The sequence below is a fragment of the Zhihengliuella halotolerans genome (assembly GCF_004217565.1).
In the GTDB taxonomy this organism is placed as follows: domain Bacteria; phylum Actinomycetota; class Actinomycetes; order Actinomycetales; family Micrococcaceae; genus Zhihengliuella; species Zhihengliuella halotolerans.
The window spans coordinates 1125360-1139820 of the sequence record NZ_SHLA01000001.1 but is presented as its reverse complement, the minus strand read 5'-3'; the positions used below and the strand labels follow the sequence as shown (position 1 = coordinate 1139820).

The 14461-nt window shown below is 59.9% G+C and carries 16 protein-coding genes and 1 tRNA gene; 6 read left to right on the top strand and 11 right to left on the bottom strand.

The features are described 5' to 3' along the window. The first annotated feature begins 180 nt into the window (after positions 1-180). From EV380_RS05130 to gndA, 4 genes are all read left to right on the top strand, one after another. On the top strand, positions 181-597 hold the full coding sequence (locus tag EV380_RS05130; RefSeq protein ID WP_102158416.1) for a DUF3052 domain-containing protein: 417 nt from the start codon (positions 181-183) through the stop codon (positions 595-597). Between the two features lie 7 nt (positions 598-604). Continuing rightward, on the top strand, positions 605-1060 hold the full coding sequence (locus tag EV380_RS05125; RefSeq protein WP_130449798.1) for a redoxin domain-containing protein: 456 nt from the start codon (positions 605-607) through the stop codon (positions 1058-1060). Between the two features lie 45 nt (positions 1061-1105). After that, positions 1106-1178, top strand: a tRNA-Val gene (locus EV380_RS05120). A 146-nt stretch (positions 1179-1324) separates the two neighbouring features. Further along, on the top strand, positions 1325-2761 hold the full coding sequence (gene gndA / locus EV380_RS05115; protein WP_130449796.1) for an NADP-dependent phosphogluconate dehydrogenase: 1437 nt from the start codon (positions 1325-1327) through the stop codon (positions 2759-2761). A 155-nt stretch (positions 2762-2916) separates the two neighbouring features. Here gndA and epsC read toward each other — a convergent pair whose 3' ends face one another. The 3 genes from epsC to msrA all read right to left on the bottom strand — a co-directional run bounded on the left by epsC (position 2917) and on the right by msrA (position 5132). Beyond that, positions 2917-3501, bottom strand: coding sequence for a serine O-acetyltransferase EpsC (gene epsC, locus EV380_RS05110; RefSeq protein WP_130449794.1), 585 nt, complete (start codon positions 3499-3501; stop codon positions 2917-2919). Between the two features lie 22 nt (positions 3502-3523). Further along, positions 3524-4459 carry a cysteine synthase A gene (cysK, locus tag EV380_RS05105; protein ID WP_102159995.1) on the bottom strand — a complete coding sequence of 312 codons (936 nt, stop codon included), beginning with the start codon at positions 4457-4459 and terminating at the stop codon, positions 3524-3526. 112 nt (positions 4460-4571) lie between these two features. Beyond that, on the bottom strand, positions 4572-5132 hold the full coding sequence (gene msrA, locus EV380_RS05100; RefSeq protein ID WP_242607508.1) for a peptide-methionine (S)-S-oxide reductase MsrA: 561 nt from the start codon (positions 5130-5132) through the stop codon (positions 4572-4574). 151 nt (positions 5133-5283) lie between these two features. Between msrA and EV380_RS05095 the strand changes: the two genes are divergently transcribed. Together EV380_RS05095 and EV380_RS05090 are read left to right on the top strand one after the other, a co-directional pair. Next, positions 5284-6261: a Nif3-like dinuclear metal center hexameric protein gene (locus EV380_RS05095; RefSeq protein ID WP_130449792.1), complete on the top strand. Its 978-nt coding sequence runs from the start codon at positions 5284-5286 to the stop codon at positions 6259-6261. 67 nt (positions 6262-6328) lie between these two features. Further along, positions 6329-6802 carry a hypothetical protein gene (locus tag EV380_RS05090; protein WP_130449790.1) on the top strand — a complete coding sequence of 158 codons (474 nt, stop codon included), beginning with the start codon at positions 6329-6331 and terminating at the stop codon, positions 6800-6802. A 271-nt stretch (positions 6803-7073) separates the two neighbouring features. On the opposite strand, the gene EV380_RS05085 is transcribed toward EV380_RS05090, so the two are convergent. From EV380_RS05085 to EV380_RS05055, 8 genes are all read right to left on the bottom strand, one after another. Next, positions 7074-8606, bottom strand: coding sequence for a hypothetical protein (locus tag EV380_RS05085; RefSeq protein ID WP_130449788.1), 1533 nt, complete (start codon positions 8604-8606; stop codon positions 7074-7076). 297 nt (positions 8607-8903) lie between these two features. Continuing rightward, positions 8904-10097, bottom strand: a complete 1194-nt coding sequence (locus EV380_RS05080; protein WP_130449786.1) for a hypothetical protein — start codon at positions 10095-10097, stop codon at positions 8904-8906. 77 nt (positions 10098-10174) lie between these two features. Next, the gene (locus EV380_RS05075) at positions 10175-12484 is read right to left on the bottom strand and encodes a phage tail protein (RefSeq protein WP_130449784.1); all 2310 of its coding nucleotides are present in this window, start codon (positions 12482-12484) and stop codon (positions 10175-10177) included. Positions 12485-12662: 178 nt separating this feature from the next. Next, a complete protein-coding gene (locus tag EV380_RS05070) occupies positions 12663-12932 on the bottom strand; it encodes a hypothetical protein (protein WP_130449782.1) in 270 nt (89 codons plus the stop codon). A gap of 17 nt (positions 12933-12949) precedes the next feature. Continuing rightward, positions 12950-13363, bottom strand: a complete 414-nt coding sequence (locus EV380_RS16555) for a hypothetical protein (protein WP_165391885.1) — start codon at positions 13361-13363, stop codon at positions 12950-12952. A gap of 2 nt (positions 13364-13365) precedes the next feature. Further along, positions 13366-13782: a phage tail tube protein gene (locus EV380_RS05065; RefSeq protein WP_130449780.1), complete on the bottom strand. Its 417-nt coding sequence runs from the start codon at positions 13780-13782 to the stop codon at positions 13366-13368. A 5-nt stretch (positions 13783-13787) separates the two neighbouring features. Then, positions 13788-14123 (bottom strand): hypothetical protein, encoded by a 336-nt coding sequence (locus EV380_RS05060; RefSeq protein ID WP_165391884.1) that lies wholly within the window; start codon positions 14121-14123, stop codon positions 13788-13790. Positions 14124-14137: 14 nt separating this feature from the next. After that, positions 14138-14461: a hypothetical protein gene (locus tag EV380_RS05055; protein WP_130449776.1), complete on the bottom strand. Its 324-nt coding sequence runs from the start codon at positions 14459-14461 to the stop codon at positions 14138-14140.

The window sequence follows — 14461 nt, the reverse complement described above, 5'->3', positions numbered from 1 at the left end:
CCACTCTAATCCGCCCGGCGGCCCAATGCGTAGCCGACGGCGTCATTCGCACCGGGAACGGCCTCGGAGACGTCACGTAGAGTGCATTAAACGGCGTGTCACCTTTCCTGCGCTTGATGCGCCCGGCTTAAAGGTGTTGGCTTGAAACTGTCAGAGACGTATCTAAGGGAGGAACACACTGTGAGCGAGGCTGCAGCAGCTACATCGATGGCTGCCGCCAGGATGGGATTCAAAGAGGGCGACCTCATTCAGGAGTTGGGGTACGACGACGACGTCGACTTCGATCTGAGAGACGCGCTTGAGGATGGCATCGGTTCCGAACTGCTCACCGAAGAGGACCAAGACGTCGTAGACGGCGTCATCCTGTGGTGGCGGAAGGGCGACGGCGACCTCGTCGACGCCCTGGTCGACGCGCTAACGACGCTCGATGAAGGGGGAGTGGTGTGGCTGCTGACCCCGAAGAACGGGCGCGAAGCGCACGTTCCCCCGGCAGAAATCCTGGAGGCCGCGCCGACGGCGGGGCTTCACGTGACCACGAGCGAAGGTGTCTCGGAAGACTGGGCGGCGGCGCGCCTGATGTCGCGTCGCAAGAACTGATCGATCCGTGAAGCTTCTGGTTCCGGGGACTCGCGTCCCGGACTTCGAGCTGACCACAACGCACGGCGAGCGGATGACGTCGGCCGAGATGCCGGCGTCGTACCTGCTGGTCTTCTATCCGTTCGCGTTCTCTCGGGTCTGCACCGCGGAGCTGCGCGAGCTGCAGGAGCATCTGGCGGACATGCACGACCGGGACGTCGAGATCTTCGGGGTTTCGGTTGATCACAAGTTCGCCCTGCGGGCCTATGCCGAGCAGGAGGGGCTGGAGTTCGCCCTCCTCGCGGACTTCTGGCCGCACGGGGCGACCGCGCAGCAGTTCGGCTGCTTCGACGCCGACGCCGGGCGGGCGTTGCGGGCCACGTATCTCGTCCGCAAGGGTCGCATCGTGGACGCGTTCTCCTCCGCGGCGGGCGAGGCTAGGCCGTGGTCGCGCTACGAGCAGGCCCTGGAGCGAGCGGCCTGAGGATTTGGCGTTCGCCGGGGCGATGGATAAGCTGGATCGCCGCAAGGGTCTTTAGCTCAGCTGGTAGAGCGCCACGCTTACACCGTGGATGTCATCGGTTCGATCCCGGTAGGACCCACTGGAGAATCCGTCCGTAACACTTAATCACAGGACCCGCCAAAGGTATTACTTTTGGCGGGTCCTGCTGTGTTTTGGGTTACGCTGAAGAATGCGTCCAGCAGTCGACGCACCGAATCTACTCACCATTTCGGAGGATCCTTCCGCATGCCTGCACAGATTGGCGTCACCGGCCTAGCCGTCATGGGCGCAAACCTCGCCCGCAACTTCGCGCGCAACGGATACACCGTCGCCGTCCACAACCGCTCGGTCGGCAAGACCGACGCGCTGCTGGATGCACACGGCGACGAGGGCGACTTCGTGCGCACCGAGTCGCTCGAGGAGCTCGTCGCGAGCCTCGAGACCCCGCGCCGCGTCATGATCATGGTCAAGGCAGGCAAGCCGGTCGACTCCGTGATCGAGCAGCTGGTCCCGCTCCTGGAGGCAGGTGACATCGTCATCGACGGCGGCAACTCGCACTACGAGGACACCCGCCGCCGCGAGGCCGAGCTGGCCGAGCACGACCTGCACTTCGTCGGTGTCGGCGTCTCCGGCGGCGAGGAGGGTGCACTCCTCGGCCCGTCGATCATGCCGGGCGGCTCGAAGCAGTCCTACGAGGCCCTCGGCCCGATGCTCGAGAAGATCTCCGCGAAGTACGACGGCGAGCCGTGCTGCACGTGGATCTCCACCGACGGAGCCGGTCACTTCGTGAAGATGGTCCACAACGGCATCGAGTACGCCGACATGCAGGTCATCGGCGAAGCCTACGATCTCATGCGCTCGGCCGCCGGCATCGAGCCCGCCGAGCAGTCGAAGATCTTCGCCGACTGGATGAAGACGTCCCTCTCCTCGTTCCTCATCGAGATCTCCGCCGAGGTCCTCGCGCAGGTCGACGCCGAGACGGGCAAGCCCCTCGTCGACGTCATCGTCGACTCCGCCGGCCAGAAGGGCACGGGCCGCTGGACTGTGGTCTCCGCGCTCCAGCTCGGCTCGCCGGTCTCCGGCATCGCCGAGTCCGTCTTCGCACGCGGCCTCTCTTCGCAGCGCACGCAGCGCGAGCAGGCCCAGGAGATCCTGGCCGGCCACGAGACGCAGGTCGAGTTGCCGGAGAACTTCGTCGAGGACGTCCGCCAGGCGCTCTTCGCCTCGAAGCTCGTCTCCTACGCCCAGGGCCTGGACATGCTGGGCAGCGCCGCCTCCGAGTACGGGTGGGAGCTCAAGCTCGACGAGATCGCCTCGCTGTGGCGCGCCGGCTGCATCATCCGCGCCGACCTGCTCGACGAGATCATGAAGGCCTACGCCGACGGCCAGAAGCCGGAGAACCTCCTGCTCGCCCCGGCCTTCGCCGAGGCCATCGCCGAGGCTATCCCGGCATGGCGCCGCGTGATCGCCACCGCCGTGCAGCTCGGCATCCCGGTGCCGGTCTTCTCGGCCTCGCTGGCCTACTACGACGGTCTGCGCCGCAAGCGCCTGCCCGCCGCACTCATCCAGGGCCAGCGCGACCTCTTCGGCGCGCACACGTACGAGCGCGTCGACCGCGAGGGCACCTTCCACACCCAGTGGAGCGGCGACAAGACGGAGATCGCCGCCGTCTCGACGCACTAGGTTCCTGGCGGCCCCGCAGAGGGCCGGCAACCGAATACGGGGGCGGCCCACCACAGGTGGGCCGCCCCCGCGCGTATGCTCCATCAACGGCGGGCTCGCCGCGCACAACGACGACGGGCGAGGTGATCAGATCACCTCGCCCGTCGTCGTCGTATTTAGATGTAGATGGCCGGGTCGATGTATTCCGCCGGATCGACAGCCGGCTTGTGCTCCTCCGGCCGCCGCGGCCGGTTCGTGGCCGGGATACCCGTCACGATGGAATCCGGCGGCGCGTCCTTGACGACGACGGCGTTGGCCCCGACCGCTGAATCAGCTCCGATCAGGATCGGCCCCAGGATCTTTGCCCCGGCGCCGACGACCACACGGTCGCCGAGCGTCGGGTGGCGCTTGACCTTCGCCAGCGAGCGACCACCGAGTGTGACGCCGTGATACAGCATGACGTCATCGCCGACCTCTGCGGTCTCGCCGATGACGACGCCGGAGCCGTGGTCGATGAAGAAACGCCGGCCGATCGTCGCGCCCGGATGGATCTCGATGCCCGTCAGGAAGCGCGCGAACTGGGAGAGCAGGCGCGCGGGAAGGCGCAGGTGCGGACGTTGCCACAGCCGGTTGGCCACCCGGTGCAGCCAGATGGCGTGCAGCCCTGAATAGGCGAGGAAATTCTCCACGTCTCCGCGCGCCGCCGGATCATGGGCGCGCGCGGAGACGAGGTCCTCCCGCAGGCGTGCGAAGAAATTCACAGTTGCTCGATTCCGCCGTGGATCAGCCGCGGATGTCGTCGTAGAGCAGGGTCGAGATGTAACGCTCGCCGAAGTCCGGGACGACGGCGACGATGAGCTTGCCCTCGCTCTCCGGGCGGGCTGCCACCTGCAGGGCACCCCAGACGGCTGCGCCGGAGGAGATGCCTCCGAGGATGCCCTCCTGCGTGCCGAGTGCGCGGGCGGTCGAGACCGAATCCTCGACCGAGGCGTCGATGACCTCGTCGTACACGTTGGTGTCCAGGATCTCCGGTACGAAGTTCGCGCCGAGGCCCTGGATCTTGTGCGGGCCGGGTGCGCCGCCGTTGAGGATGGGGGAGTCGGCCGGCTCGACGGCGACGATCTTGATCTCCGGCTTGAGCTCCTTGAGCAGGTTGCCCGCGCCCGTGATGGTGCCGCCGGTGCCGACGCCCGAGACGAGGACGTCGATTTCGCCGTCCGTGTCGTCCCAGATCTCCTGGCCGGTCGTCGCGCGGTGGATCGCGGAGTTGGCCTCGTTGGCGAACTGCTGCGCCCAGATCGAGTTCTCGTTGGTGGCGACGATCTGCTTGGCCTTCTCGACCGCGCCGCGCATTCCTTCGGACCCCGGGGTGAGCACGATCTCCGCGCCGAACGCGCGGAGCATGACGCGACGCTCGGTCGACATGGTCTCGGGCATGGTCAGGATGACGCGGTAGCCGCGGGCGGCTCCGACGAGCGCCAGGGCGATGCCCGTGTTGCCGGAGGTGCCCTCGACGATGGTGCCGCCGGGCTTCAGCGCGCCCGACTTCTCAGCAGCGTCGACGATAGCCACGCCGATGCGGTCCTTGACGCTGTTGGCCGGGTTGAAGAACTCCAGCTTGACGGCGACGTCGCCGGGGAGCCCTTCCGTCAGGCGGTTGAGCCGGACCAGCGGCGTGCCGCCGACGAGTTCGGTGACGTTGTTGTAGATCTTCCCCATGTATCTTCCTTCGTTCCATTCGAGTTGAGTCGAATACGTGGTCGCCGTTCACCCGCCAAATCTCTGCGGAGCGTCAAGCGGACGGATGCTTCGGGTCCAACCCTAGACCTGACTAGTGGGACGCACCTTCGACGAGCCACGAAGCGTAATATCTGCGCACCTTCGACAGTTTCGGGTTAATGATGACGTTGCAATAGCCTTCACCGGGATTTCTGGCGTAATAATCTTGGTGAATCGACTCCGCTTCATGGAAGGCCGGCGCGCGGCTCACCTCGGTGACGATCGGCGCGTCGTAGTTCGGCTGGTGCCGGCGGAGCGCCGCGTCAAACTCCGCCCGTTCGGCCTCGGTCTCGTAGAACATGACGGACCGGTACTGCGTGCCGACGTCGTATCCCTGCCGGTTCAGAGTGGTCGGGTCGTGCGTGGCGAAGAAGACGTCCAGCACGACGTCGGACGGGATCACCTCGGGATCGAAGGTCACCGCGACGACTTCGGCGTGCCCGGTCGCGCCGCCGCACACGGCCCGGTAGTTCGCGGTGTCGGGGGCGCCGCCCATGTACCCGGAGACCACGTCCGTGACGCCGCGCAGCTTCCGGTACACAGCATCGAGGCACCAGAAGCAGCCTCCGCCGAGATAGTAGGTCCGCCGATTCTCAGGTTCGCCCAGGTTCACGTGCTCCTCCTCTTCCAGTCACGATTCTGCTCGCATGCGCGCTTCCCATCTTGCCCGCCACGGGTAGAACATTCCCAACCCTCCACGAATTCCTGCCCGTGTCCACGCGTGGATCGTACCCGCGGGCCCGCGCGCGGGCTACGGTGGTTACATGCAGGACGAGACCGAGAAGCAAACCGCGGCTTCTGAGAATGACGAAACGGCCACGCCGGAGGTGGCGGAAGCTGTCGCCGGGGAGAACACCGAGGACACCGCCACGGCGGACGACGTCGGCCCGGAGGCGACACTGGGAGACATCCTGATCGCCGTCGAGGAGCTGTGGCCCGCGTCGCTCGCAGAGAAGTGGGACCGCGTCGGCCTGGTCGCCGGCCGCACCGAACGTCCGGTACGGCGGGTGCTGTTCGCCGTCGACCCCACGCTCGACGTCGTCCGGGACGCCGTGGCCCGCGGCACCGACCTCCTCATCACGCACCACCCGCTGATGCTGCGCGGCGTGAACTCCGTCGCCGCGACGGACCCCAAGGGCGAGGTCGTGCACGAACTCATCGAGGGCCGTTGCGCCCTGCTGACGGTGCACACGAACGGGGACTCCGCCGTCGGCGGCGTCTCCGACGTCCTCGCCGACATCTTCGGCCTGCAGGACGTCGAACCGCTCTCCGCCGCGGACGAGGGGCTGCCGGAGGAGGGAATCGGCAGGATCGGCGACCTGCCGCAGGCCGTGACGCTCGGCGACTTCGCCGCCACGGTCTACGGGGCGATGCCGGCGGTTGCCGGCGGGGTGCGCGTGGCCGGAGACCGGCAAGCGGTGATCCGCCGGGTGGCCGTCTGCGGCGGTGCCGGGGACTCCCTCATGGACACCGTGCGCGAGGCCGGGGCCGACGTGTACGTCACGGGCGATCTGCGCCACCACCCGGCCCTCGAGGCTCGGGAGACGGCCCGGGGTCAGCGCCCCTACCTGATCGACGTATCCCACTTCGCCAGCGAATGGCTCTGGCTCCCCGCCGCGGCCGACGCCCTCACCAATGTCTTGTCCGACCAGAACTTCGACGTCGAGGTCCAGGTCAGCAGCATCAATTCCGACCCGTGGGACTTCGTTATGATAGGATCCCCGAACCAAATCGACCTCTGACTAGTGTGTTTGCAACGTAACCGGCGTGTCATGTTCGCGGAATCACTCTACCCGTAAGCTGTTGCTCATGATTGAGTTCCTAGAGTCGTTCCAGTGGGTCATAGTCCCGTTGCTTGCCGGTTTTCTAGCGCTCCTTGGTAGCTGGAAGGGTGCTAAGTGGGGCAAGACGACGGAGCACGAACAGTGGTTGAGGAACGAACGCTTAAGGGTCTATACGCGATTCCTAGAAGAAGACGTGCCCCTTGACGTTGCACGAATGACCTCATGGATAGGTGAGGGCAAAGCGCCGCCAGTCGGTGATCGGGGGCTACAGTTGATTACGAAGATTCTTCTTATAGGTGGTGCATCGACTAGCGAGCAGGCACGTAAGGTTCTGGACCACCATAGAGCGCTTGAGGCCTACGCGTTCGAAGCCGTCTCCAAGCGGATTCCCATGGAGGAAATGCGCCCTAAAACGGAGAAGTTGGCTAGTGAGACCATGGCCGCTACCGGTGAGCTGATCTTGAGAATCCGAGCAGAGTTGAAAGTATCGGACGACTAACGTTACTCGCGCCTGTGTCTGCCGCTACGCCTACGGGGGACCGGTGCGTTCTCCTCGAAGTTGGTATGTACCTTGAGGTAGAAAACGTCATCGCTGATTTCTTCTAGGTCGGTCTCCAAGACTGTGACACGCTTGGGCAGTCCGCTTAGATCTTGCAGGATCGGTGACCACTTTTTGTGGATGAGATACGCAATGATCGCCAGCAAGGCGAACGTAGGGTCGACCTGTCCGATGAGGTGCGGAATCTGTGCGATTAGTTCACTCTCCATGACTACACCGCCGTTCCCGGTAGTGTCGTCGGCCAGTTGGCATTAGTGCTGAACGTCCACTCAGAGCCGCCGTTGTTGGTTGTGACAGTGCCGGTTGATAGGAACATGGCTCCATCCCAACGTAGCGTCAGAAGTTTCATGACCGTTCCAGCCTCATCGGAACGGATGAAAAGTTCTGTGGTGTTGGTCGGGCGGAAACCGCTAGGTAGTGCGATGACAGACGACGTAGACGCAGCTGAGCCGTTGAGGCGGTGAATCCTCAAGGTGACCTTGTCCCCAACACGTCGCACTCTGAACTGAGTCTCAGCAACCCAACCATTGGTGAGCAGTCCGGACAGATCGCGCCAACCGGTATCTAGCGTGTCGTCGGCCTGCCACGGGTACCAAGTGCCGCTGTAGTACGTCCTGTGCCATACGCGGTTAGTCGCACCGTAGGAGTGATAGATCTGGTTGACGAGTGTTCCGCCCGAATTGCCGATCACGGTAACGCTGCCCGCTCTACCCTCGGGGTAGTTGTTCGCCCCGCCCGCGTTCACTGATGACGGCTGAATGTAGGTGCCGGAAGTCAAGAGCGTGTTCAGATCCCTATCGCCTAGTTCGATAGGCGCTACCGGAGTTTTATCCGCTAGTACCAATTCGTAAGGTGACAGAACAACTACTAGACCCTCATCCACCTTTTGCTGGACGTAGTCCAAGTGAGCTTCGAACTCAGCAGCGGTGATCTTGTCCGTCAGATTGAGTTGGGACGGGTGAAGCATGACTTGCATTCCCTCACCATTGGCGATAGCAGTATCAAGTCTGTTGTTCAGAGTCGCGGCGCTGAGTGTGTCCGCCGTGATGTGTCCCAGACCGTGGCGAATCACTCCGTCTAGTTTGCGGTGATAGGCCGTGCCGGAGATGTACCCGCTAGAGACCGCGTGATGTGACAGCACTAGTCGTCCGGCCTCAGTATTGAAGAATGCCTCTGCACTGTTGCCGCCGTTGAATCCTAGGTAAGAGTCACCGCCGACGCCGGGAGGACAGTACCCGTCAATCGTCGCACTTGGGATCTGTGATTTCAGAGTGTCCAGTGAGTTGACGATTCTAGACATGAATCCGCCCTCAGAACCCGTATCAGTGTGGTCTAGGCCGTGGTGCCAGATTTCGAGCAAACCCTCTTGCACCCAGCCGTCAACGATTGCGGGAGTCACGCCGCCCATTTCGGATGCTGACCATTGACCACTGTTGAGTGCTTGTGAGTGCTTCCAACCGCGCGCGTCAAACATAGGCTTGATGAAATCTCTGTAGTTCCCTAGTCCGTGATCGAAACGGTAAGCAACTGCGGCCTTACCGTTGGTGTGGACCGGTCCTCTACGGCGCGTGAAGTCCTGTAGCAACATGGCGTTGCGTCCAGCGTAGTCCTGTCCCACTTCAGGTGTAATGCGCTTCCAAGGCCCGAACGGGAACGGCGTAGACCCAATAGACAGTGTGGATCTGAACCAGATATTGCCCGTGTATCCACCACCATAGATATCCGTCCAAACCTGCGAAATCATCCCTGTAACGCCTTGCTCCACTGTGAGGACACCACCACGGGTTGAGGGTCCGTTGACAGTCCTAAGTGCGAAGGTGTCGCTAGAGAATAGATGTTTGCCTACCTCTCGCAATGTATCGATATCTACTGTTTCTGTTGAACCGGGAGTGTGTTTTGTGTACGGCCCTGATAGTGCATTCTTGGCAGCGGCTACCGCGTTTGCTGTAATATTATCGTCCCCGTCTGCAATGTAATCCGTAGATCCTGGGGTTACGAAACCTAGTGAATTAGCTAGGTCTATTTCTTGTTGAGTTGCCATTTAGTAGGCTCCGTTCCATGTTCTCGTATCGTTGTTCCATTGATTTGTTCCGGCTGAATCCCATGTCTTAGGGGCTACAGCTACTTGGTATTTCTCACCGGTTACGTGTGAGTAGGGGAGTAGTAAAAGCTCCATCGTCCACGAATCCGGTGTAATTCTTTCCACAATCTGTTCAGCAAAGTGGATACCTCTCAGGTGTGAGGGCCAATCTTGCGTGAAGTAGATCGGGTGTGCCGCCTCTAGCTCTAGTAGCTGAGCGGCTTGTCGCTTGTGGGGATCATTTCCCTGCATGAGCATGAGAAGGTCAACCGTGAGAGTAGGCATCGTCCAGTAGTGGTTAGAGGTCTCGAATGCCTTGCCGATAATTTCCCGCTGAAGAGCATTGCCTGACCAATCGCCTACGTATTCGACGTGGTTCCAATCCTGATCAATCGTTTCTTTCAGACGGGTATCGTCGTTGACTTCGTAAGCCCACGTCGTCTGATTGGTCGGGCTGTAAAGTTGGGTGACAATCTTTGCAGCCGGGAACTCGTTGTTCAGACGGATAGTCGCCGGACTGATTGCCTGTGAGCGGGTGAGCGGGAGCATCAGGTCTAGATCATCCAAAGCCCTAGCGTTCCGCCATTGGGGATTGATGACGTCCGTAGTTCCGTCCCTGTTCTCACGGAACCAATAGCCAAGATCGCCAGACCATTTCATAAGATCGTCTTTGCAGATATAGAAGCCGTTACCCTCAGGGGACACGTTCGGGAAGTTGCCCCGATAGGCAATGTCCAGACCGCGTAGGCCGTTGTCTGCACCGGCTAGGCCGATGAGCACGTCTCGTACGGAGTCGCCCGCGCTTGCTACGTGCCCCTTGCCGGAGTAGGCAAGCTGTCCGATCCAAGACGCCGCTTGGAAGTTGGTGATGAACGGGATCCCGTGAGGGTTGTCCTCAATCTCTGTGGTGCCAGCTCGACCCTGAAACCTCAACCACATGTTCTCCCAGTCGCCGTGCCCTAGAGCTGCGGCGAAAGTCGGGGCGATTGCGTCACGGATAAAGAAACGGCAGTTGTGCCCTTGCACGTCGATGGGACGATTGCCGTTGGTGGAAATCTCTAGAGTTGTCGGGTGGATTCCTCCGCCTCGCTGAGACTTGCCGCGCGTAATCGTGACCTCGAAGATTTCATCGTCGTAGATCGCGTTCGTTGGCACTGAGTAGAATGCGAATAGAGGCCCGTTGATTCCTAGATACTCAATCATTGTTTGGCGTAGACGCCTGTAGGCTCTCATTAGAAACCTCCCTTCAATCGTTTCTTGTTCTCTAGTAGTTGTTCAATTTCGTTGGCAACGCCGATCTTGTCCGTTGTCACTCCACGGAACTCGTTTGTGACGTGATAGTTGTGGACAACAACGACGCTTGAACCGCGCGAACCCGAACCGGCGATAGTGCTGGAAATGCCAGTTGCGCCCATACCCGTTGCGAGCTGTGGCATTGAGGCGAAAGAGCCGACAACCTCGAAGCCGGTACCTCCGCCGAATAGACCGCTCATCCAACCGGGCATTCCGTCCATGTTGAACAGGTTGCGTACCCAATCGATAGCGCCCTTGACTTTGGAGATGATGTTGTCGAAGAATCCGACGACTGAATCAATGACGCCCTTAGCGGTTGATTTCATGCTGTTGAAACCGTCCACGAAGAATGACTTGACTTTGTTCACAACGTCGATGACTTTTTGGCGGAACTCTAGGAACTTGACGATGATCCCGACGATGATTTCCAGAGCCTTCTGTTTCATCTGTTGGAACTTTGCCTTGAAGAATGCGCGCACGAACTCGATAACGGCGTTCACCTTGGCACGGAATTCGAGGAACTTGTTTACGGCTCCCGCTACGAAATTGAGGACCGCGTTACCGATCCACTGCATAGCTGTATTCCATGCATTCGTGATCCACGTAGTAGCAACGGTCCAAGCGTTCGCAATCCAAGCGCACGCGGTATCAACGGCAACTCTGAACCACTCGACTTTGTTGTAAAGCAAGACGAAACCGGCGATAAGGGCCACTACGGCGATAATAATTAGCGCGATTGGGTTGAGTGCCATTGCGATGTTGAGTGCCGTCTGAGCGGCCACAGCGGCCCAACGGGCAACAGTGAGCGCTGCTGTTTTGGCCGCAAGAGCTACAGCGATAGCGCCGTTCACAACCATCGCGCCGGTGTTGCGGATGAGTGCGGCTGTACCTCGACCCATAGCAGCGGCGAATGCGGCGACCTTGCCGCCTAGAGTTCCGGCTCTACCCGAGAACACAGACGCGGCCGCGTTAGCGTTGAGGAGACCGTCACGGAAACGGCCAACCATTTGCACACCGGACTTGACCGCGCCGAACGCGACCATTCCGCCCTGTGCGATTGATAGGGCACCACGGAACGCCCTAGCCGATCCAGCTGCCAGCAAGATTGCGCCCATGATGCCTAGGAACGCCTCTTTGTTGGAGTGGATAGTCTCGACTAGCGGCAACATTCCGGCGATAAGATCCGCGATGACCGGGACGAACGTCGTTGCCAGTACGGACACGAGTTCCGCAACAGTCGGCATGAGTTCGGCCAACGTCGGCGCGATAGTGACGAATCCGTCACCAATCGCCTTGATCGCTGGAGTCAGCTTCTCCATGGCCTCGTGTGCGCCCTCGAAGAGTGTCGTCAAGGCACCTTGGAACGCCGGACCCTGGACTATGTCAGCTACGCGCTTGAGACCGTCAGCGGCGGCACCAAGAGGCGAACCGCCAGCGGCTGCAGCGGCACTGGCAATACCGGCCATGATCCCGCCTAGACCGGACAACACCCCGCCTAGGTCGCGCGCGGCCTGTAGACCGTTCTCTGTCCACTGCTTGAGGGAACCGTCAGCACGCGCCTTAGACGCGAACGCCTCGAAGCTCTCAGAGACACGTACGAACCAATCGGCTAGGGGAGCCAGATACTCAGAACCGAACCCGCCAAGATCCTTGATACCGTTCACGAACGGCTGTAGTGCGTCCTTAGCAATGTCGATGCTCTCGGCTACGCGGTCGAAGAACACCTGTAGCGAGGTGTTGTCAGCGGCGCTCTGAATGCTCGACGCCATTTCCCCGAAGAACTCGCCTAGGGAAGTGCCGACAGTGCCGAACCCGGAAGTCAACGCCGGAAGAGTGGTGTTGACTAGATCCTCAATAGGTTTCTTGGCCTTATCCCAGAAGTTCGATGAGACCGTTTTCTGTAGCTTGGTGAACTTTGGTCCCAGATGTTCCAGCTCTTTAGATGTGTCCTTGAGGGCTAGATACGTTGCCAGTAGACCGACACCGAACCCGACTAGGATTCCCACTGTCGGCAAGATCAGACCGCCTAGCGCCCCGAGAGACGCTGTGAACGCGGCGACGTTCGACGTAGCGGCAAGAGCAGAGGCACCAATCAGAGTGAAAGCACCCACAGCGGCAGTTGATTTCGTCAGTCTCCCCATTGCACGGCTGAACTTTGCCGCTGTGCGCTCAGCTTGGCGGAAACCCTTACGGAACCGCTTAGCGTCGCTAATTAGGTCAACTTTGAAAATCGCTGTCTTTTTTGCCATGGATGCCCACCTCTACTTCTTCTTATTGGCTTTGTCTGTCTCTTCTGCCTCCCTCAAAGCAAGATTGATATATTCCTGAATGACGAAATCCGGTAGGTCCAAAAGATCTTGGAAAGGGATTCCGAGTTTGTAGCTGATCGCTACTAGAGTCTTGGTGTACTCGTTAGGCTCGAAGCCCTTACTCGCTTTTCTCATCCGCGTCATCGTCCTCGACGTTTTCTAGGTTCTCTAGATTCATCGAGAATGTGCGTGGATCGGTGGTCTTCGGATCGAGCGTTCCGACACGCACTAGGGCCGAATAGGCGACGAGTGCCATAAACTGGAACTGCGCCTCATCCATAGTCGGCAGCTTGAGGCGGTGACGGATTTCGTCTACTCGAACCATGTCCCCAAATATTGGCTTGATGTTGTAGGTGTGTCCCTCATAAGTAACAATCATTTCGTTCATTGTGTGATCTCCTTGTTTTAGTCGGCTGCTCTGGCCGCTTTTGCAATAATTTGTTCTAGTCGGTCCCAGTAGACCGCTGTCCATTTGGGTTCAAGCACTTTCGCGGTGGTGTGCATCCACGGTTGGCTTCTCTGTGATGTATGTGGGCTACCCCAGTGCAGGACACCGGCATACGGTTTGGACTTATCGCCCGCACTGATACGTGCTCGAACCGGTGTAGCGCTGAGTCTTATCGTGTTGAAAAGGTGTCCACCCTCGTCCGGTCCAACAGGTGTGTTGTCGGGTAAAGCACGGGCAACAATCGATCCAGCTTCTTTGTTCAGGTCGCGTAAATCGTCTAGACCCTCACCGGCTTCTTTGAGTGCTCGGCGTAGCTGTCGCCCGTCAGTAATCTTGATGCCAACAGCTACACCGAATCCTCTAGTAGCCATGATTAGACGATTGACTCGATAGCCGGTGTACCGGTGACCGGGAATTCGAACTCGGCTTCTGCCTCAGCGTTCGCCTCGCCGCCGAAAGCAACAGCGCGAACCTGCAGAACGCCAACTACCTTCTTGCCTGTGGTGTTGTTCGGAGAGAACTCAAACGGGTGTTCGTTGCCGTTCTCGTCAAAGAGCCACTCCTGTAGTGACTCGGTCTGTCCAAGGTCGCTAAGCAGGTTGCCGCTGAGAGTCCAAGTCGTAACAAGGTTGCCGCTCTTGGATTCACCGGAAAGCACGTAGCGTGTGTCTCCGGCCTCGTGTTCGGGTTCGAGTGTGCACTCCGTGACTTGACTCGCGAAGATCTTTTCGGAACCTACAGCTCCGATGGTTAGCAGGCCATTGCCCACTACAGTTGTATTTATCGCCATGATGTTTATCCTTCTTCTGAAATATGGGTAATGGTGAACGACGCCTCTAAGGCCGGGAAATCCGCGCCTCGCTCAACGTCTGAATAGGTGACCGCTCGAACGTCTCTGAGTGGTAGGACGGAACCGGCAATCTCTATTGCCTGTCCTAGGTCGTCCAGAATGTCCAGCGTGTAAGTGGTGCTTTTAGTGACGCAAACGAATGTGCCGGTGATCCTGAGGTGACCGTGATTTACACGCTCGTAGGACTCAAGGAAGACCAAACCACCGGGAATTGATAGATCCTTATAGGTGGCTACCGTGTAGAACCCGGCGTCAGTCACCATTTGCGCAATCTCTTTCATTGCGGCAGATAGCACTAGATCGCCTCCGGTTTCGAATATTCGTCAGTGTTCAAGAGCTTTGCGGCCTCAGGATCGAACTTGGAAATGTAGATCTGTCCGTCTCCGAACTTCTGAATACCGCTAGGGGACTCCGTCCTCAACCACAGGCGACTCGCTACGAGAAGCGCGCCCATTTTGGTTTGAGTGGTCCACGCCCCTTCCGCGTCACGCTCGATATGTGGCAGCTTGTCCACAAATCCGTTTACCGCCTCTGCGACCATTGACAGGCGCGGGTCATCCGCTTGGATATCCTTGGGAAGTCCGTCAATGAATAGCAGCAGGTCGCCTGTGGTCAACAT